15 protein-coding genes are annotated in these 17,233 nt (G+C 37.7%); 9 read left to right on the plus strand and 6 right to left on the minus strand.

Annotated elements, in window-relative coordinates; genetic code table 11:
* The first annotated feature begins 409 nt into the window (after positions 1 to 409).
* The 8 genes from MM214_RS15215 (at position 410) to argH (ending at position 9,003) form a co-directional block, all read left to right on the plus strand.
* Positions 410 to 1,090 (plus strand): GNAT family N-acetyltransferase, encoded by a 681-nt coding sequence (locus tag MM214_RS15215; protein WP_241296641.1) that lies wholly within the window; start codon positions 410 to 412, stop codon positions 1,088 to 1,090.
* A gap of 36 nt (positions 1,091 to 1,126) precedes the next feature.
* A complete protein-coding gene (gene argG, locus MM214_RS15220) occupies positions 1,127 to 2,317 on the plus strand; it encodes an argininosuccinate synthase (protein WP_241296642.1) in 1,191 nt (396 codons plus the stop codon).
* Positions 2,311 to 3,279: an N-acetyl-gamma-glutamyl-phosphate reductase gene (gene argC, locus MM214_RS15225; RefSeq protein ID WP_241296723.1), complete on the plus strand. Its 969-nt coding sequence runs from the start codon at positions 2,311 to 2,313 to the stop codon at positions 3,277 to 3,279. Before argG ends, argC begins: the two co-directional genes overlap by 7 nt.
* Positions 3,280 to 3,402: 123 nt before the next feature.
* Complete coding sequence (locus MM214_RS15230) at positions 3,403 to 4,530, plus strand: aspartate aminotransferase family protein (RefSeq protein WP_241296643.1); 1,128 nt, start codon at positions 3,403 to 3,405, stop codon at positions 4,528 to 4,530.
* A gap of 96 nt (positions 4,531 to 4,626) precedes the next feature.
* Positions 4,627 to 5,574, plus strand: coding sequence for an N-acetylornithine carbamoyltransferase (locus MM214_RS15235; protein ID WP_241296645.1), 948 nt, complete (start codon positions 4,627 to 4,629; stop codon positions 5,572 to 5,574).
* Positions 5,575 to 5,761: 187 nt separating this feature from the next.
* Complete coding sequence (gene argB / locus MM214_RS15240; protein ID WP_241296647.1) at positions 5,762 to 6,562, plus strand: acetylglutamate kinase; 801 nt, start codon at positions 5,762 to 5,764, stop codon at positions 6,560 to 6,562.
* Positions 6,563 to 6,565: 3 nt separating this feature from the next.
* Entirely contained in the window at positions 6,566 to 7,657 is a 1,092-nt protein-coding gene (locus MM214_RS15245; protein ID WP_241296649.1) for a M20 family metallo-hydrolase, read from the plus strand.
* Complete coding sequence (gene argH, locus MM214_RS15250; RefSeq protein ID WP_241296651.1) at positions 7,654 to 9,003, plus strand: argininosuccinate lyase; 1,350 nt, start codon at positions 7,654 to 7,656, stop codon at positions 9,001 to 9,003. Before MM214_RS15245 ends, argH begins: the two co-directional genes overlap by 4 nt.
* Here argH and MM214_RS15255 read toward each other — a convergent pair.
* From MM214_RS15255 to MM214_RS15275, 5 genes are all read right to left on the minus strand, one after another.
* On the minus strand, positions 9,000 to 9,521 hold the full coding sequence (locus MM214_RS15255) for a hypothetical protein (protein ID WP_241296653.1): 522 nt from the start codon (positions 9,519 to 9,521) through the stop codon (positions 9,000 to 9,002). The two genes, argH and MM214_RS15255, sit on opposite strands and share 4 nt — an antisense overlap.
* 13 nt (positions 9,522 to 9,534) lie before the next feature.
* Entirely contained in the window at positions 9,535 to 10,800 is a 1,266-nt protein-coding gene (locus MM214_RS15260) for a hypothetical protein (protein ID WP_241296655.1), read from the minus strand.
* A gap of 87 nt (positions 10,801 to 10,887) precedes the next feature.
* Positions 10,888 to 11,466: a YceI family protein gene (locus MM214_RS15265; protein WP_241296657.1), complete on the minus strand. Its 579-nt coding sequence runs from the start codon at positions 11,464 to 11,466 to the stop codon at positions 10,888 to 10,890.
* 183 nt (positions 11,467 to 11,649) lie between these two features.
* Positions 11,650 to 13,317: a DUF6909 family protein gene (locus MM214_RS15270; protein ID WP_241296659.1), complete on the minus strand. Its 1,668-nt coding sequence runs from the start codon at positions 13,315 to 13,317 to the stop codon at positions 11,650 to 11,652.
* 238 nt (positions 13,318 to 13,555) lie between these two features.
* A complete protein-coding gene (locus MM214_RS15275; RefSeq protein ID WP_241296661.1) occupies positions 13,556 to 14,071 on the minus strand; it encodes a DinB family protein in 516 nt (171 codons plus the stop codon).
* Positions 14,072 to 14,139: 68 nt separating this feature from the next.
* Here MM214_RS15275 and MM214_RS15280 point away from each other — a divergent pair, with 68 nt between their 5' ends.
* Positions 14,140 to 15,489, plus strand: a complete 1,350-nt coding sequence (locus MM214_RS15280; RefSeq protein WP_241296663.1) for a M20/M25/M40 family metallo-hydrolase — start codon at positions 14,140 to 14,142, stop codon at positions 15,487 to 15,489.
* Positions 15,490 to 15,494: 5 nt separating this feature from the next.
* Here the strand turns inward: MM214_RS15280 and MM214_RS15285 are convergent, their stop codons facing one another.
* On the minus strand, positions 15,495 to 17,210 hold the full coding sequence (locus MM214_RS15285; protein WP_241296665.1) for a sodium:solute symporter: 1,716 nt from the start codon (positions 17,208 to 17,210) through the stop codon (positions 15,495 to 15,497).
* Positions 17,211 to 17,233: the final 23 nt, after the last annotated feature.

The raw sequence follows: 17,233 nt of genomic DNA on the forward strand, positions 1-17,233 counted from the left end.
AGTTCCATATGTCATCAAGCTGTTTTGTCAAAAATGCAAAACCTCTAGTTTCAAAGGCTTATAAATGAAGTATTTTTTGGATTTTCCAAATTGAATTTGCCAGACAACAATTAGTTTCTTAATTTTTAGGAAAATTCACAATTTACCTTGCATATTTTTATCATTCTTATAACCTTTGCATTGCAAATTTGAAAATGAAAAAAACAATAAACATAGCGAACACCATGACAACAAAAGATTATATGCTTTTGGCTATGTTATTTTTAGCTCCATACAGGAGGTTTAGGAACAGCTTTAGGGCATAGTCCCTTCTATATTTTATGGCACACCTTAAGTGGGTAGCCAGCAATAGCATGATCATCATTTCAATTTCTTAAACTTCACTGTTGAAATCCAATCTTTTCCAGAAATGGACAATATAACTTTCAAAATCACAACAGCCACAGAGGCACATCTAGACTATGCATCCATCATCACCGATGAAATGGAGCAATCTGCCAAAGCTAGAGGAACTGGTATTGCCAAAAGATCTCCAGAGTACATTCAGACGAAAATGAAAGAAGGTAAAGCTGTAATTGCACTTACTAGTGATGGTGTATGGGCTGGTTTTTGCTACATTGAAGCTTGGGGTCATGGGAAATTTGTGGCAAACTCAGGCTTAATTGTATCACCTCCTTTTAGAAAATATGGCTTAGCCAGATTGATCAAAAAAGAAATCTTCAAGCTAAGCAGGGAAAAATATCCTGAATCCAAAATCTTTGGACTAACCACAGGTGCAGCGGTTATGAAAATCAATTCAGAATTGGGATACATTCCCGTGTCCTATGCAGACCTGACAGATGATGAACAATTCTGGAAAGGCTGTCAAAGCTGTGTGAATTTTGAAATCCTACAAAGCAAGAATAGACAAAACTGTCTTTGTACAGCCATGCTCTATGTACCCAAACCACAACAACCAGCCCAAGAAGATGTCGCGCTTCGAGATGATTTCAAGAAAAACATCAAGCTGTTTGAGAGATGGACGAGATTGAAAAAATATGTCATGCTCAACCTCAAAAAAACCAAAGATAAAACTTTCAACATATTCTAAAATATCGCACTTAGGTGCTCACAAACAACCATAAAAATGAAAAAAGTAGTATTAGCGTACAGCGGAGGATTAGACACCACATATTGCGCATTGTATCTTTCCAAAGAACTTGGCTATGAAGTCCACGCTGTATTGATCAATACGGGCGGTTTTGAAAAGGAGGAATTAGAGACAATCGAAAATCGTGCACACAGCTTGGGCATTGCATCATTCCAAATTCTTGATGTCACCAAAACATACTATCAAGAAGTTTTGAAATTTTTGGTTTTTGGAAATGTATTAAAAAACCAAACTTATCCACTATCTGTATCCGCTGAAAGGATACTTCAAGCCAAAACACTCGCCGAATATGTGAAAAAAATCGGGGCAAAGAGTGTAGCTCATGGTAGTACTGGTGCTGGCAACGATCAGGTTAGGTTTGACATGATTTTTCAAACTATCATTCCAGATATCGAAATCATCACCCCAATCCGTGACTTGAAGCTTAGCAGAGAGCAAGAGATTGACTATCTAAAAGCTCATGGAGTTAGTATGAATTTTGAAAAAGCAGCTTATTCTATTAATAAGGGAATATGGGGTACATCGGTAGGTGGTAAAGAAACATTAACTTCAAGTCAAACACTTCCTGAATCAGCTTGGCCCACACAGATTACCAAACATGATTCTGAATCCATCACTCTAGGTTTTGAAAAAGGAGAGCTAGTTTCTATCAATGACGAGCATTATGAGCCCGTTCAAGCTATTCAAAAGTTACAAGAAATAGCTGCTCCATACGGAATCGGACGAGATATTCATGTGGGAGATACTATCATTGGCATTAAAGGAAGAGTAGGATTCGAAGCCGCAGCTCCTATCATCATCATCAAAGCTCATCAATTGCTTGAGAAACACACCCTTACCAAATGGCAATCGTATTGGAAAAATCAAATTGCTGAATTTTATGGCAATCACCTTCATGAAGGACATTATCTAGATCCTGTGATGCGAAATCTTGAGGCTTTTTTGACTGATAGTCAATCACAAGTGAGTGGAAATGTAACAGTAGCTCTACATCCCTATAGATTCCAATTGATAGGAATCGAATCAAAACATGATTTGATGGCATCCAAGTTTGGCAGCTATGGAGAAATGAATAAAGGTTATACAGCAGATGATGTAAAAGGTTTCACAAGGATTTTGGGTAATCAAACAGCTATTTTCCACCAAGTAAATCAGCCCGAATCATGAAAATCAAAGTAGCGATCATTGGAGGTGCTGGGTATACAGGAGGAGAATTATTAAGGTTACTTATCCATCATCCCAAGGTAGATTTGGTATATGTTCATAGCAATAGTCAAAAAGGCAAAGCTATCTCTTCACTTCATCCTGATTTGCTAGGTGATACAGATTTAGTCTTCACAGATGAAGTAAAAACAGTTGGTATTGATGCAGTATTCTTAGGCTTACCACATGGAGAAACAAAATCGTTTTTGGACAAACATCAATTTACTGAAGAAACAGTAATCATAGATTTGAGTAACGATTATAGAGATGAAAGCGAAGGTTTTGTTTATGGTTTACCCGAAACAAATCATCATCAAATCTCCAAAGCTAAGAAAATAGCCAATCCAGGATGCTTCGCTACTGCCATCCAGTTGGCTTTACTTCCAGCTGTAAAAGCAGGATGGACTACGTCCCCTATTCACGTATCAGGTATCACTGGGAGTACTGGAGCAGGTAAAAAATTAGCAGAGACATCTCATTTCAGTTATAGAAACAATAATTTCTCTGTTTATAAGCTGTTCACACATCAGCACCTCACGGAGATCAATATGACTTTCAGACAAGTGAGTAATAATTTCGATTCAGACATCTTATTTGTACCATACAGAGGAAACTTTGCAAGGGGAATTTGGATAACTGCCTACTTCCCTTGTGACAAAAGCTTGGAGGACATATCTGAAACTTACAAATCATTCTATAAGGATAGCCCTTTTACCATAGTGTCAGATCAAGACATTGATCTAAAGCAGGTAGTCAATACCAATAAATGTGTATTGCACTTGAAAAAAGAAAAAGGTCAATTGGTAATCTATTCCGCAATAGACAATCTACTAAAAGGTGCCTCTGGACAAGCAGTTCAGAATTTCAATTTAGCTTTTGGCTTACCTGAAGCCACAGGACTTAAGCTCAAAAGCATAGCTTTCTAATCTCCAAAATCAAATATACTTGTGTTATAAAAAGAATTAGTCTTCCAAAAGTAGACGAATCTTATGAATCTACTTTATGAGTAAAATACAAGTGAAAACGATTAAAGCACAAAATAAAAACAGATGAAATTATTTGATGTCTATCCTTTGATGAATGTCACCCCAACTAAAGCACTTGGTGCCAAGCTATGGGATGATGAAGGAAATGAATACATAGACCTATATGGTGGTCATGCAGTGATATCCATTGGTCACTCCCACCCCCATTTCAATAAAAAAATCAATCAACAACTGGCAAATATTGCCTTTTATTCAAACTCCGTCCAAATCCCAATTCAGCAAGAATTTGCTAAAAAACTTGGAGAAGTATCAGGCTATGACGAATACAACCTCTTTCTCTGCAACTCTGGAGCTGAGGCCAATGAAAATGCATTAAAATTAGCTTCATTTGAAACTAAGAGATCTGGTTTTATTTCATTTTCAGGAGCATTTCATGGAAGAACTTCAGCAGCTGTAGCACTTACGGATAATCCAAAAATAGTAGCTCCCAATAATCAGAGAACTGATACCTTTATCCTTCCATGGGGTGATATCAGCGCAGTGGAAACACAGTTGTTGCTTGGCAATATCGCAGGTGTCATCATTGAAGGAATTCAAGGAGTTGGAGGAATTGTTGTGCCAGAAGACTCATTCCTCCAAGAGCTTTCTGTATTATGCAAAAAGCACGACGCAAAACTGATACTAGACGAAGTTCAATCTGGATATGCAAGGACTGGGAAGTTTTTTGCACATCAGTGGTCAGGTATTCAACCAGACATCATTTCTATGGCAAAAGGTATGGGAAATGGATTTCCAATAGGTGGCATCCTAATTCATCCTGATATCAAAGCAAGTTATGGATTACTCGGTACTACATTCGGTGGTAATCACCTCGCATGTGCAGCAGGACTCGCAGTACTGGAGGTAATTGAAAGCGAAGGATTGATGGATAAAGCTCATGAACATGGCATAATGCTCATGAAAGCCTTAAGTGAAGTAAAAGGTATAGAAGAAGTAAGAGGAAGAGGACTAATGATAGGCATAGATCTAGATAGAGATGCCGCACCTGTACGTACTGAATTAGTAAAAAAATACAGAATTTTCACAGGAAGTTCAGCAGGAAAACAAACGATTAGATTACTTCCGCCCTTAAATATTGAAACAAATCAATTATATTCGTTTATAGACAGTATCAAGGAGATTCTAACTTAACAAATCAAACTGTTTTAAAACTGATTGAATATAATTTAATCTCACTTTAGACTCATTTTAGAACGATTTACCCGTAACGGCAATCTATTAGATAACATGAAGCATTTTACACAATTTGAGCATAGATCAATAGCAGATAGATTGATAGATAAAGCATTGGCTTACAAGAAGAATCCGCGTATAGATTTATCCAAAGGTTTAGGTAAAAGAGTAGGATGTATATTTTTGAATCCTTCATTGAGAACCAGAGCCAGCACCCAAATAGCAGCGATGAATTTGGGTATGGAGGCCATAGTGATGAACATGGACAAAGAGGGTTGGGCATTGGAAATGCAAAATGGTGCTGTTATGAACAAAGGCACAGTCGAGCATATCAAAGATGCTGCTGCTGTCTTAGGTACATATTTCGACGTGCTTGCAGTAAGGGCATTTCCTTCATTAACCAATAAAAAAGAAGATATAGAAGACTTTATCTTCAGTCAGTTTATCAAATATGCTGGCATACCTGTCGTGAGCCTAGAGAGTGCAATCAGGCATCCTCTTCAAAGTCTGGCAGACATGATCACTATACAAGAGCATATGATAGCTGGTAAAAATCCTAAAGTGGTACTCACTTGGGCACCACATATCAAGGCAATTCCACATGCAGTCGCAAATTCATTTGCAGAATGGGCAATCGGCTGTGGTCATGAACTTACGATCACACATCCAGAAGGCTATGAGCTAGATAGAAAATTTACCCAAGGTGCTATCATTACATCTGATCAAAAAGAAGCACTCCAAAATGCTGATTTTGTATATGTGAAAAATTGGTCGGCTTTTAATGATTATGGCAAGATTCATAGTACAGATTCATCATGGATGCTGACAGAAAATCACTTCAAAAATGCTCCAAATGCCAAAGTGATGCATTGCTTACCTGTAAGAAGAAACGTCGAGCTGTCTGATGAAATACTTGATGGTGATCGAAGCATCGTCCAAAAACAAGCAGAAAATAGAATCTATGCAGCGCAGGCAGTTCTAAGTGACATCTTAGAGGAATAAAAGCGCAAAACCTTACAGAGCATCTTCTTCATAGATCAACAAAATTTGACGTGAATTTAGAAATCAATAGCTAGCAAAAATATATTGATCTTTAATCTTAGGCAATCCTTCTATCCTAGAGTAAATACTGCGGGATGAAGAAATAAAAAATAGAGATTAGAAGCGTAAACTACAAACCTATAAAACCATGAAAATCAGCATCATCAAAATTGGAGGAAATGTCATTGACTTTCCAGAAAAATTGGATGAATTTTTATTCCTTTTTTCAAGATTCCCAGGCAAAAAAATCCTCATTCATGGAGGAGGTGTACTCGCCTCAAAATTTGGAGAATCTATGGGTGTCATGCCTGAAATGGTTGATGGTCGTAGAATTACAGATAAAGACACCTTAGATATTGTAACCATGGTCTATGCTGGACTTATCAACAAACAAATAGTAGCCAAGCTACAAAAATTGAAACAAAATGCATTGGGAATGACAGGAGCAGATGGCAATCTCATTCAATCGAAAAAGCGTCCTGTCAAAAAAATAGATTATGGTTTTGTAGGCGATATCAAATCTGTCAATACAGATTTATTAGAATCACTTCTGGAAAAGGACATTGTGCCCGTCATTTGCGCAATTACTCATGATAAAAAAGGACAATTGCTAAATACAAATGCTGATAGCATTTCTTCCGAAATTGCGGTAGCAATGTCTAGTAAGCATACCGTAAACTTGTACTATTGCTTCAATAAAGCAGGTGTATTGATTGATGAAAAAAATGATGAATCCATCATCCCTCTCATCAACGAAGAAATTTATAGAGAGCTTAAAAATGAACAAGTGATACATTCTGGCATGATACCCAAGCTTGACAATGCCTTTGCAGCCTTGCATAAGGGTGTAAATCATGTATGGATAGGAAAAGCAGAAAACCTACTTCTGGCAGTGAAAGGAAAAGTGTCTGGTACTAATATAGAAAATCACAAATACGACCTTTATTAGAAAATGCCCCATTTCACAGCGCCATATTTTGAGGAAGTCGTCAACCTTTTAAAATCCTTGATCAGAACGCCTTCTTACAGTAAAGATGAGCACATGACGGCCGATCTTATTGGACAATTTTTATCCGAAAAAGATATTCCATTCCATAGAATTGGTAATAATATCATTGCTCAAAACTATCACTTTGATGTCTCTAAACCATCAATTTTGCTTAACTCCCATCATGATACAGTAAAACCAAATGCTGGATATTCTAGAGATCCTTTTGCTCCAGAAGTAGAAGACGAAAAGCTCTTTGGCTTGGGAAGCAATGATGCTGGAGGATGTCTAGTCTCATTACTAGCTACATTTCTTCATTTCTATAAGCTAGACTTGGGATATAATTTAGTCTATGTGGCTTCTGCTGAGGAGGAAATTTCTGGAAAAAATGGCATCGAAAGTACCTTAGACTCACTTCCTCCTTTTGAAATTGCCATAGTAGGTGAACCGACCCTATTGCAAGGGGCTGTTGCTGAGAAAGGACTCGTGGTAGTCGATGCAGTCGTCTATGGTAAAGCTGGTCACGCGGCAAGAGAAGAAGGTATCAATGCCATATATGAGGCACTTGATGATCTAAACTTGCTAAGACACTACCAGTTTGAACGAGAGTCAAAATACTTGGGGAAATCAAAAGTAAGCGCAACCATCATTCAATCAGGAACACAACACAATGTAATACCAGATACCTGCTCTTATACCATGGACATTAGGGTCACGGATGCATACACATTGGATGAGGCATTGTATGAGCTAGGAAGCAAGCTAAAAGCAAAACTGACACCACGATCTACAAGGCTGAAATCCAGTAGACTTCCTGAAGATCACAAGATCATGAAGGTACTTTACAATATGAGTATCAATCAATACGGAAGCCCAACACTCTCAGATCAAGCCCTTATCCCCTATCCTTCTATCAAAATTGGTCCAGGAGACTCTGCAAGATCACATACTGCTGATGAGTTTATTTATCTCCGAGAAATAAATGATGGGATCAATATTTACATTGAATTATTAAGACAATACTTACACTTAGAAAATCCGAACAATCAGTTATGAAACTTTGGCAAAAAGACAAGACCAGTAGTAAAGAAGTAGAAAAATTCACCATTGGAAGAGATCCAGAGTTTGATATCCTATTAGCACCTTTTGATGTACTTGGTTCCATGGCACATGCGACTATGTTACAAAAAATAGGTTTGCTCACTGCTGAGGATTTGGAAGTTCTGATAAAGGGACTCAGAGAAATATTTGATGAAATAGAGCTGAGCAAATTTGAAATCCAAAAAGGTGTAGAAGATGTTCACTCCCAAGTTGAATTTTTATTGACAGAGCGTTATGGTGAAGTTGGTAAGAAGTTACATAGCGGTAGGTCACGTAATGATCAAGTTTTGGTTGACTTGAAGCTTTATTATAGGTCTGCAATCAAAGCATTGGTTGAGTCCACGCAAGGTCTATTTGATCAGTTGATTTTATTATCTGAAAAGCATAAGGCGGACTTGATGCCAGGATATACACATACGCAATTAGCCATGCCATCATCATTTGGGCTTTGGTTTGGCTCCTTTGCTGAGGGTCTTACAGAAGACATGGATTTGTTGCAATCCGCTTTCAAACTTGCTAATAAAAACCCATTAGGTTCTGCTGCTGGATATGGTTCTTCTTTCCCATTGGACCGCACACTGACTACCGAATTACTGGGCTTTGAAGACCTTCACCATAATGTGATCAATGCTCAAAATAGTCGAGGTAAAACAGAACGAACTTTGGCATTTGCGATGTCAGGAATAGCAGCAACACTCAATAGACTCGCTGCTGATGTTTGCATTTTTATGAATCAGCACTTTGGTTTTATATCATTTCCAGATGAATTGACTACCGGCAGTAGTATCATGCCTCATAAGAAAAATCCAGATGTATTTGAATTGATCAGGGCAAAGACTAATCAAATACAGGCTATTCCACAAGCTATCATAATGATCCTTACCAACACAACGACTGGTTACCACAGAGATTTACAACTCTTGAAGGAGCATATATTTCCTGGCCTAGACGAGTTGATCGACTGTCTTCATATGAGTACCATGATGTTGAAACAAGTTCAAATCAAGTCAAAGATTCTGCATGATCCATTTTTTAAACATGTATTTTCTGTCGAAGTGGTCAACGAGCTTGTTTTAAAAGGAGTACCTTTCAGAGATGCTTATAAAGAAGTGGGTCTTGCTATAGAAAGGGATGATTTTGCTCCGAATCAGGATCAGGTTAATCATACCCATGAGGGTAGCATAGGTAACTTGTGTAACGATGAGATAAGAGGAAAAATGAATGCTGCCATCTCTAAGTTTGAATTTGATAAGATAGATAAAGCTTTAAAAAAACTATTGGATTCTAGTCATTTAGACTAGAATCCAAGTTTAATTTCTAGGGCCAATTGTTCTTCAACTTTGATTAATCCTCCCATTTTGCGAGGAGGAGACAGATCTAATTCTTCAAAATTAAGAATAATATTAGCTGTCAATTGTTTGTCAGATTTCGATAAAGCGATTTTATTATACTGCAACTTTTTACCTACCAAGTTTACAGTCAAATCACAAGTGTAATTTTTTCCATGCTGTCTTAAGTTGGTCACTGCAACTTTGGCTTTTGGATATTCTTCTGCTTTTATAGTCTTTCTAAAATCACTATTTAATATAAAATTCCCACATCCAAACTCTCTAACAAGTATATCAAATTCTATAGCTTTTTTTGAATATGAATCATTTACATAAAGCGTATCCTTCAAGCCTTGATTGACATAATCACATTTGAAGCTTCCTAGCGAAGTGTTCCCATGAACAGTGATCACTTTGTTATTGATAATCAAATGATTATCAGGAAGGAAGAGTTGATAGGTGATGAAAATCAAAGCTAGAAGGATATGCATGGTCAAGAATATTTTAGAATCCTATAACTCCTTCGATCATGAGACCGTTGAATTTACCTCCATTCCTGATATCGCCTGCTGCGAAGTCGTTGTACTGCTGACTCACGTACTCTACTTTTGCAAGGATATTTTTAGTTACGAACCATCCACCACCGATTTGAACCCTATCGATACTTACATTAGCACCACCAGTCAATTCACCACTCACTTTGTTGTATCTTGCTGCAAGATATACTTGCTCTTTTTGACCTATTCTATACACAGCATCTGCACCTAATTGATTCCAGGTTCGGTCTGTTTGCTCATTGGCTGCTTTTCCTTTAGATTGCTCGAAGTTACCAAACAGTTCCAATCCTTTTATTTTCACAAATGGATTCAATACCATCGCTGTAATGTTATCAGTCTGACCTGGATTGAATCTTCCTGAAGTAAAATTAGCTGCTGTAGTCGCACCCACTGGATCCATTACTAAGTAGTACCTTGATCCTGCTCTATCTCCTGCAAATAGTGTATTTCTAGCAGAACCCGCAGTGCTGTAAACTGATCCAGTTAACCTCACCCTGATGTCATCGGTCAAGTTTTTATCATAACCCAATTTTCCGAGGAAATTTAGCTTTCTATCATCAGGTCTAGTAATACCCCCTTGTATTTCGCCGCCAGTGACACCGACCATCGCCAAGAATCCACTGTTCTGATAGTACACTTCTCCACCGACTTCAGTTGTGAAAGCATCCATGATATAGTTACCGACGAATGGATTGTAGATTGCATTTCCATTGTCAGATCTTCTGAAGTGAGCATCACCATAGTTGATTTCCATGTGACCTACCTTCACTGTGAAATGATTGTCAAACCAATCTGTATTTCCTATACCCAAGAATCCCAACTTATCGACTTGAAGAAATCCACCTTTTACCCATGTTTCTGGGTGATGCCTTGAACTGAGGTAGGTCACCAAATTAAGTCTTACACCATCTGCCAAAGCCACATCTATGTTTAGGTTTGCAGTGGCTAAGTTTGTTCCACCACCAATTTCAATCAAATCAGGTGAACCTACAGCATTACTATGGCTTAAGTTTTGATATTGTTGCGTGAAGTGACCGCCCACTCTTACACTTACTCCATCAAAGGAAACTGTATCAGCCTTACCAGTTTCAAAGACATTGATTCCCCTTTGATCATAAGTTCTCCAATATTGCATATCTCTTTGGAGACCTTGAGCCATTGTAAATGCTACACTAGCAAAAATGGCAATGAGTGATAATACGTGCTTTTTCATAGGTTTTTTTTAATTTTAATTGTCTTACAATAGGTCCATTGTAATTACTCTAACTTTTTAAAGTTTTAAAATGGATCATTAATCAAATCATTTAGTTGGTTGGAAGGAGATATCGAAATGAATGCTTACTTCATTTCCAGTTTTCACAGTACCCATAAGGGCAGTTGGTGGATCTATTTTATAATCAGTCAACTTGCAATCATATTTACCCTTGAAATTGATCTTTTCACCTGATACCGTATAGTTTACTGGGAATTTTGCTGATTGAGTGACCCCTGCAATGGTGAAATCTCCTACTGCTTGAAAACCAGAGGACAAAGTGACAAGCTCTTTAAGAACAAACTTCACTTCTTTGTGCGTCTTGGTGTTCAAAGCACTATAAGCATTTTTATCCATACCATTTTTTCCACTTTTGATACTTTCGGCTGGCATAGTCACTATTAGATCTTTTGCATTCATAACTTTTCCATTTTCTAGGGAAAACTTTGCTTTACCAGTCGCAGTATTTGATACCATTTCCCAGTCATGAAGGGTAGAAGTACCAGATACTTTTAAGGTAGAACCCGAAGCGATCGTATAGTTAGTTTGTGCAAATGTTGAGTTATGAAATATCATCATGGCCGCTAGGAACATGATATGGATGATTGAAAAGCTAAATTTTTTCATGGCTTTTTGTTTTTGATTATGGCTCAAAGGTATAATCACAATCATTTTAAAAACATGATGTAAATCAGTTTTTAGGGTGATTTTAAACAAGACAAAAGAATAGAAAAAGTAAAAGGTCAACAGAAGCTAATCTGTTGACCTTTGAAATTTCCCTAAATGTAAAAGGGATTAATTGTTAAAATCTTAAGAAAAGATCTTTTCTAGTATTTTAAATGTAATCAAATAAGTAGGTCTCACACCATCCATACCCAAAGCACCAGAAGCCAATGTGCTTCCAGTTTCCAAAGGATTATCAGATGCATAGTAAGCATAAAGTACCTTTACACTTTTCCTTATTGAATTTCTAATCTTACTTGCAGACTGTATAGCTTTTTGATAATGAGCTCCTTCCATCTCCAGACCACAAGCTTTCCATGAAGATTCCATGAAATATTTCAAGACATCTTTATTTTGCAAGGAAGTACCCAATACTGTGATCATCGGACCATCATATACTCCCAATCCATAGCCTTCAAAATCACTTTTCTTAAGTTCATTTTTCAATGGATAATTATCAGCAGTTCCCTCAAAAACATGACTACTTGGAATCATAATATCCCCCTTATTGCCTTCTAGAATCCCCGCTTTGCCCATTATAGATGCAGAGACTACATCAAGTGGTATAGATTTACCCTCTTTTTCATATGGCTTGAGCAATTCATCAAAACACTCATATGCTTGCTCTCCAAATGCATAATCCATCACCACAATGACTGGTCTATCCTTTTTTTCTTTAGGTAAAGCAATCCCAGGTATCACTGTGTCTTTGGACATCTGTGCAGTGTCAATGATTTGAGCACCTATATTGGTTCCTGATAAATCTGGTAAATCAATAAATCCATTGATATTTGCAAAAGTCTGAATTTCCTTTGCATGCGTTTTCTTCTCCCCTGTACTGATCTCCATGGCTACTTTTTCGATTTCTTCATAAGATTTCAGTCCCATGGCTTGATGCCCGTAGATTGTGTTTACCACACTGTGCAAATTCGCCGAAATGATATGAATAGGTCTTTCAAGCAAATCATTTTCATCCAAGACTTGCTTGATTCGTGTAGCCCATAATTCACCATACACATGGTGTCCTACACGCTCCCTCAAAGTCGCAGAAAATGAAATTTCTCTATCTTTCTCTTCTACAAACTCATCGATTGACAACTTCCCTAAATGATAGATTATGGAAAATAGGCTGTTAGAATTGGAAGAATGATCAAATTTTTCAATTGCACTGTGGGTTTCATCAAATGTTCTACCAGTGATATGGCTCAAATAAGAACATGCTGCTTCTTTGTCAAACTCCTCACCTCTTCGCTCTTTCTCTACTATATTTTCGAGCATTTTCCAATTGAGATTCATCCTACCTTTTTGATCGGTGGCATTCTCTCGAATTTTTTCTGCCTCAATATATAGAAATGTTAAGTGCGTTAAAATATCATATATGTCAGATTTGCCTCTCGTCATCTCTACATACATCTGCTCTTCATCTACCCTATAACAATTTCTCTTTCTTCTGGCAGGCACAAACGTAGGGAAATCAGAATGCTCATATCCTTCTCTACTGATCAATCTTACATAGCGACATTCCTCTATTCCTCTGGGCAACCTTTCCATTACATACAATAAGCCATCTAGTTCGATTTTTTCGTCATCTACCACCAACCCGTAGATCTCTGGACTCAAAACTAAAAGTGAACTCACTAGCGACTCCCCGGAAACTCCCATCGGTTTATAAGACCCTCGCATAAACAAGTGTCTCATAGTAATGTATAGTTTCTCAATGGCTGCGCGTGATTCTTGTGCTCTAGTTCTTTTCATATGTTTTTAGTTTTATTCAATTGTAAAATGGCCTTTTTACTTGACTGATTTTGAGGTATAATAGACTATGTATGACTAGGCTTTTATTCACTTTTGCATCTCAGAAGCAAGCTCAAGTTTCAATTTTACAAATTTTTGTATTAGATAAATTCAGCAAATATAACACATTTGCTTGAATAGATCGATACATTATTTCATAAATTGAAAAATTTCAAATGATTAAATCTAAACTTAAAGATTAATACCTCTCTCTAAGGATCTCTAAATGATACGCAACATGGCCAGTTATAATGTAAAACAATGCCCGCACACTGACCTCAAATCCACTGGCGACCCCTATATTTGACCATGATTCAATCGGTAGGGTTTTGAACATAGAATGGCAAGCATACCTAGAAAATTCAAAATCTTCAATGAGCTTGTTCAAAGGAATTGCATTAGCCATAGATCTTGCTACATATTCGTCTTGGTCAAAACTAGGAAGGGGAGATTTCTCTCCTCTGGCAAAACATAAAGCTCTAAAGGTCATGACCCTATCTGTATCTATGATGTGACTCAATACCTCTTTTCCAGTCCATTTACCCTCAGCATATGTTTTCAAGCTTTGCTCCTCTCCCATTGCTTCAAAATAATTTCTAACTTCTTGAATCTGGGTCAATAATAACTTTTCTATGTCTTCATTTACAACCTTTTTGATGTAGTTCTCATAGTAGGGTGCATATTCTCCCACTTTAGGCTTCAATGTATCGTTCATGTAAAATCAGTTTGTTGAAAGTTTCTCCTTTGGTAAATTTAATGCTTATACCATCATATTGTTGAAAAATGAGAAAAATATTACTTCTACTTACACTCATAGCGAGCTTAGATTGCTTCAGTCAAACCACTATCATCCAACGAGATCCTGAAATTGAAAAGATGGTAAAGGAAATCAAGGCTGAAAATCTTGAACAATATGTTAGAAAATTGGCTGAATTTGGCACTAGGCATACACTAAGTGATCAGCAAGTAAACCGTGGTATTTTAGCTTCTCAAAATTATGTGCTGGCTCATTTCAAATCAATGGAGTCTAAAAGTACTGGAAGATTAAGCTCTGAAATAGACTTTTTTACCATACCGGCAGACAATAGAAGGATTCCCACAGATAGCAAGCTTGGGAATGTCATAGCCACCTTGAAAGGTACTGACCCAAATGATGATAGAGTATTCCTAATCATGGCACATATTGATTCTCGTGCATTAGATGTGATGAATAACAAGATAGATGCCCCTGGAGCCAATGATGACGGATCTGGTGTAGCTGCTATTATGGAATTGGCAAGTATCATGTCTAGTAGATCATTCCCAGCTACGATCAAGTTTGCTGTGGTGAGCGGTGAAGAACAAGGGCTTAAGGGAGCTGAATACCTCGCAAAAAAAGCCAAAGAAGAAAACTGGAACCTTGTTGCGGTACTGAACAATGACATGATTGGCAACAGTCGATCATCTGAAACAGAAATTGCAGACAATACCCGAATCCGGATTTTCTCAGAGGGGGTTCCTATGGCGGAATCAGAGCAAATGGCTGCCATCAGAAGATATACCAACGGCGAAAATGATAGCAAATCACGGCAACTGGCAAGGTTTATCAAAGAAATAGGTGAGAAATATGTAGACCAGTTAGAAGTCAAATTGGTTTACAGAAATGATCGATTTTTGAGAGGTGGTGATCATACGCCGTTTGCAAGAGAAGGGTTCACGGCTATTCGGGTATGTGAAATGAATGAAAACTACTACGCACAGCACGAGGATGTAAGGTTGGAGGATGGTATTCAGTATGGCGACCTTCCAGAATTTATGGATTTCGAGTATATGAGAAAAGCCACAGGTATCAATTTAGCAGTACTAGCAAATCTAGCAACAGCGCCTTCAGAACCACTCATGGTAGGTATAGATGTAAGAAAGCTCAGCAATACTTCTACGCTTCGCTGGGATGCTCCTAAAACTGGAAAAGCCAGAGGCTACTATGTACTCCTTAGAGAAACTGACGCTTCCATGTGGCAGAAGAAGTTTTATACTGAAGACTTAACCATGACTATTCCATACTCCAAAGACAATTATTTCTTTGCTGTACAAGCCGTTGGAGAAAATGGACATGAGAGTTTAGCAGTGTTTCCTCAGCCAATTACGAGGTAAATAACTTAACCTTTGACGATTTTCTTTTGAGACAACTGAATCAAAGCAGCCAATACCATCACCAAAATACAGCCTATGGCATTGTACCAAAGGAAACCTATATTGATTTCTATGCCTATTATTGATTCGCCATTAAACCAATGGAGCATTAATATAATCGCCTCTGCAATCAAAGCTGCTATGAAAACAGCATGCCCCTTGATCCATTTCATGTAAAACCCAACCAAGAAAATACCCAAAATCGTCCCATAGAACAATGAGCCCAGTAAGTTTACTGCTTGTATGAGATTTTCAAATAGAGAGGCGTAAGTAGCAAATAATATGGCAAAAACTCCCCACAAAGCAGTAAGCCACTTAGATGAAAGCATGTAATGTTTGTCTGATTCATTTTTTCGAAGCGAACGTTTGTAGATATCAATCGTAGAGGTGGTACCTAGAGAGTTCAATTCTGAGGCCGTAGACGACATGGCAGCTGAAAAAATCACGGCAAATAGCAATCCGACAATGCCTATAGGTAGATAGTCCATTACAAATCGCATAAACACATAATCTGTATCCTTAGTCTCAGCATTAGGTTCATTCTGTACTATAAGAGATTTAACTTCATTTCGAATTTCTTCCTGACGCTTCTGAGAAGCTTTCATTCCTGATTGGGCATTCCTTATTCCTTGTTCATCATCAGCCTTGACAGCAGCGAGTAGTTCACTGATATGATTTGACTTTTGTTCAAAAGCTTCACTATACTCATCTTCTAGTTTTGAAAATGGCTCTTCATATTCAGAGTTGATCAAGCGCTCTGTTTGTACTTTATTGAATACTACCGGTGGTTGGAAAAACTGATAAAACACAAATACCATCACCCCAATAAACAAGATGATAAACTGCATAGGAATCTTCAGGAGACCGTTCATGATCAGCCCCATCCTACTCTCTGCAAGTGACTTTCCTGTCAAATAACGCTGCACTTGAGACTGATCTGTTCCAAAATAGGAAAGAAAGAGAAACAACGCAGCCGTCATACCAGACCATACATTATACCTATCTGCCAAGTCGAACTCAAAATTGATGATATTCAATCTATCCATTTTCCCAGCTACATGGAGCGCATCAGAGAATCCTACTGGTAGCATTTTTACCACAAAGATTCCTGCTAAAATCATCCCCCCCATCATTACTGCCATTTGCTGTTTTTGAGTGATAGAGACTGCCTTAGTTCCTCCTGATACAGTATAGAGTATCACCAATACTCCAATGAATATATTGGTCCAAAATAAATTCCACCCTAACAAGGTGGACAAAATAATAGCTGGTGCATAAATGGTGATTCCCGCTGCTAACCCTCTTTGAGTCAAAAACAAAAGTGCCGCTAATGTTCTAGTCTTGAGATCAAATCGATTTTCCAAAAACTCATAAGCTGTATACACTTTTAGCTTATAATAAATAGGAATAAATGTCACTGAAAGTATAATCATCGCTATAGGCAATCCGAAATAGAATTGAATAAAGCGCATACCGTCTTCATAGGCTTGACCTGGAGTACTCAAAAAGGTAATCGCAGAAGCTTGCGTTGCCATAATTGACAAACCTATTGTCCACCAGTTCATATCACTATCTCCACGAAGATAGTTATCCATACTTTTTGGGCCGTAAGTCTTATAAACTCCATATCCTACTATGAGTAGTAGGGTCGCAAACAATACTATCCAATCTATCGTACTCATGCGTATGCCTTAGTTAACCAATA

The organism is Belliella kenyensis, assembly GCF_022549675.1.
In the GTDB taxonomy this organism is placed as follows: domain Bacteria; phylum Bacteroidota; class Bacteroidia; order Cytophagales; family Cyclobacteriaceae; genus Belliella; species Belliella kenyensis.

Excerpts from the sequence above, each read along its gene's own strand:
- MM214_RS15260 (WP_241296655.1), bottom strand. The coding sequence starts at position 10,800 with ATGAAAAAGCACGTATTATCACTCATTGCCATTTTTGCTAGTGTAGCA.
- MM214_RS15275 (WP_241296661.1), bottom strand. The coding sequence starts at position 14,071 with ATGAACGATACATTGAAGCCTAAAGTGGGAGAATATGCACCCTACTAT.
- MM214_RS15230 (WP_241296643.1), top strand. The coding sequence starts at position 3,403 with ATGAAATTATTTGATGTCTATCCTTTGATGAATGTCACCCCAACTAAA.
- MM214_RS15235 (WP_241296645.1), top strand. The coding sequence starts at position 4,627 with ATGAAGCATTTTACACAATTTGAGCATAGATCAATAGCAGATAGATTG.
- MM214_RS15265 (WP_241296657.1), bottom strand. The coding sequence starts at position 11,466 with ATGAAAAAATTTAGCTTTTCAATCATCCATATCATGTTCCTAGCGGCC.
- MM214_RS15270 (WP_241296659.1), bottom strand. The coding sequence starts at position 13,317 with ATGAAAAGAACTAGAGCACAAGAATCACGCGCAGCCATTGAGAAACTA.
- argB (WP_241296647.1), top strand. The coding sequence starts at position 5,762 with ATGAAAATCAGCATCATCAAAATTGGAGGAAATGTCATTGACTTTCCA.
- argH (WP_241296651.1), top strand. The coding sequence starts at position 7,654 with ATGAAACTTTGGCAAAAAGACAAGACCAGTAGTAAAGAAGTAGAAAAA.
- MM214_RS15245 (WP_241296649.1), top strand. The coding sequence starts at position 6,566 with ATGCCCCATTTCACAGCGCCATATTTTGAGGAAGTCGTCAACCTTTTA.
- MM214_RS15215 (WP_241296641.1), top strand. The coding sequence starts at position 410 with ATGGACAATATAACTTTCAAAATCACAACAGCCACAGAGGCACATCTA.
- argG (WP_241296642.1), top strand. The coding sequence starts at position 1,127 with ATGAAAAAAGTAGTATTAGCGTACAGCGGAGGATTAGACACCACATAT.
- MM214_RS15255 (WP_241296653.1), bottom strand. The coding sequence starts at position 9,521 with ATGCATATCCTTCTAGCTTTGATTTTCATCACCTATCAACTCTTCCTT.
- MM214_RS15280 (WP_241296663.1), top strand. The coding sequence starts at position 14,140 with ATGAGAAAAATATTACTTCTACTTACACTCATAGCGAGCTTAGATTGC.
- MM214_RS15285 (WP_241296665.1), bottom strand. The coding sequence starts at position 17,210 with ATGAGTACGATAGATTGGATAGTATTGTTTGCGACCCTACTACTCATA.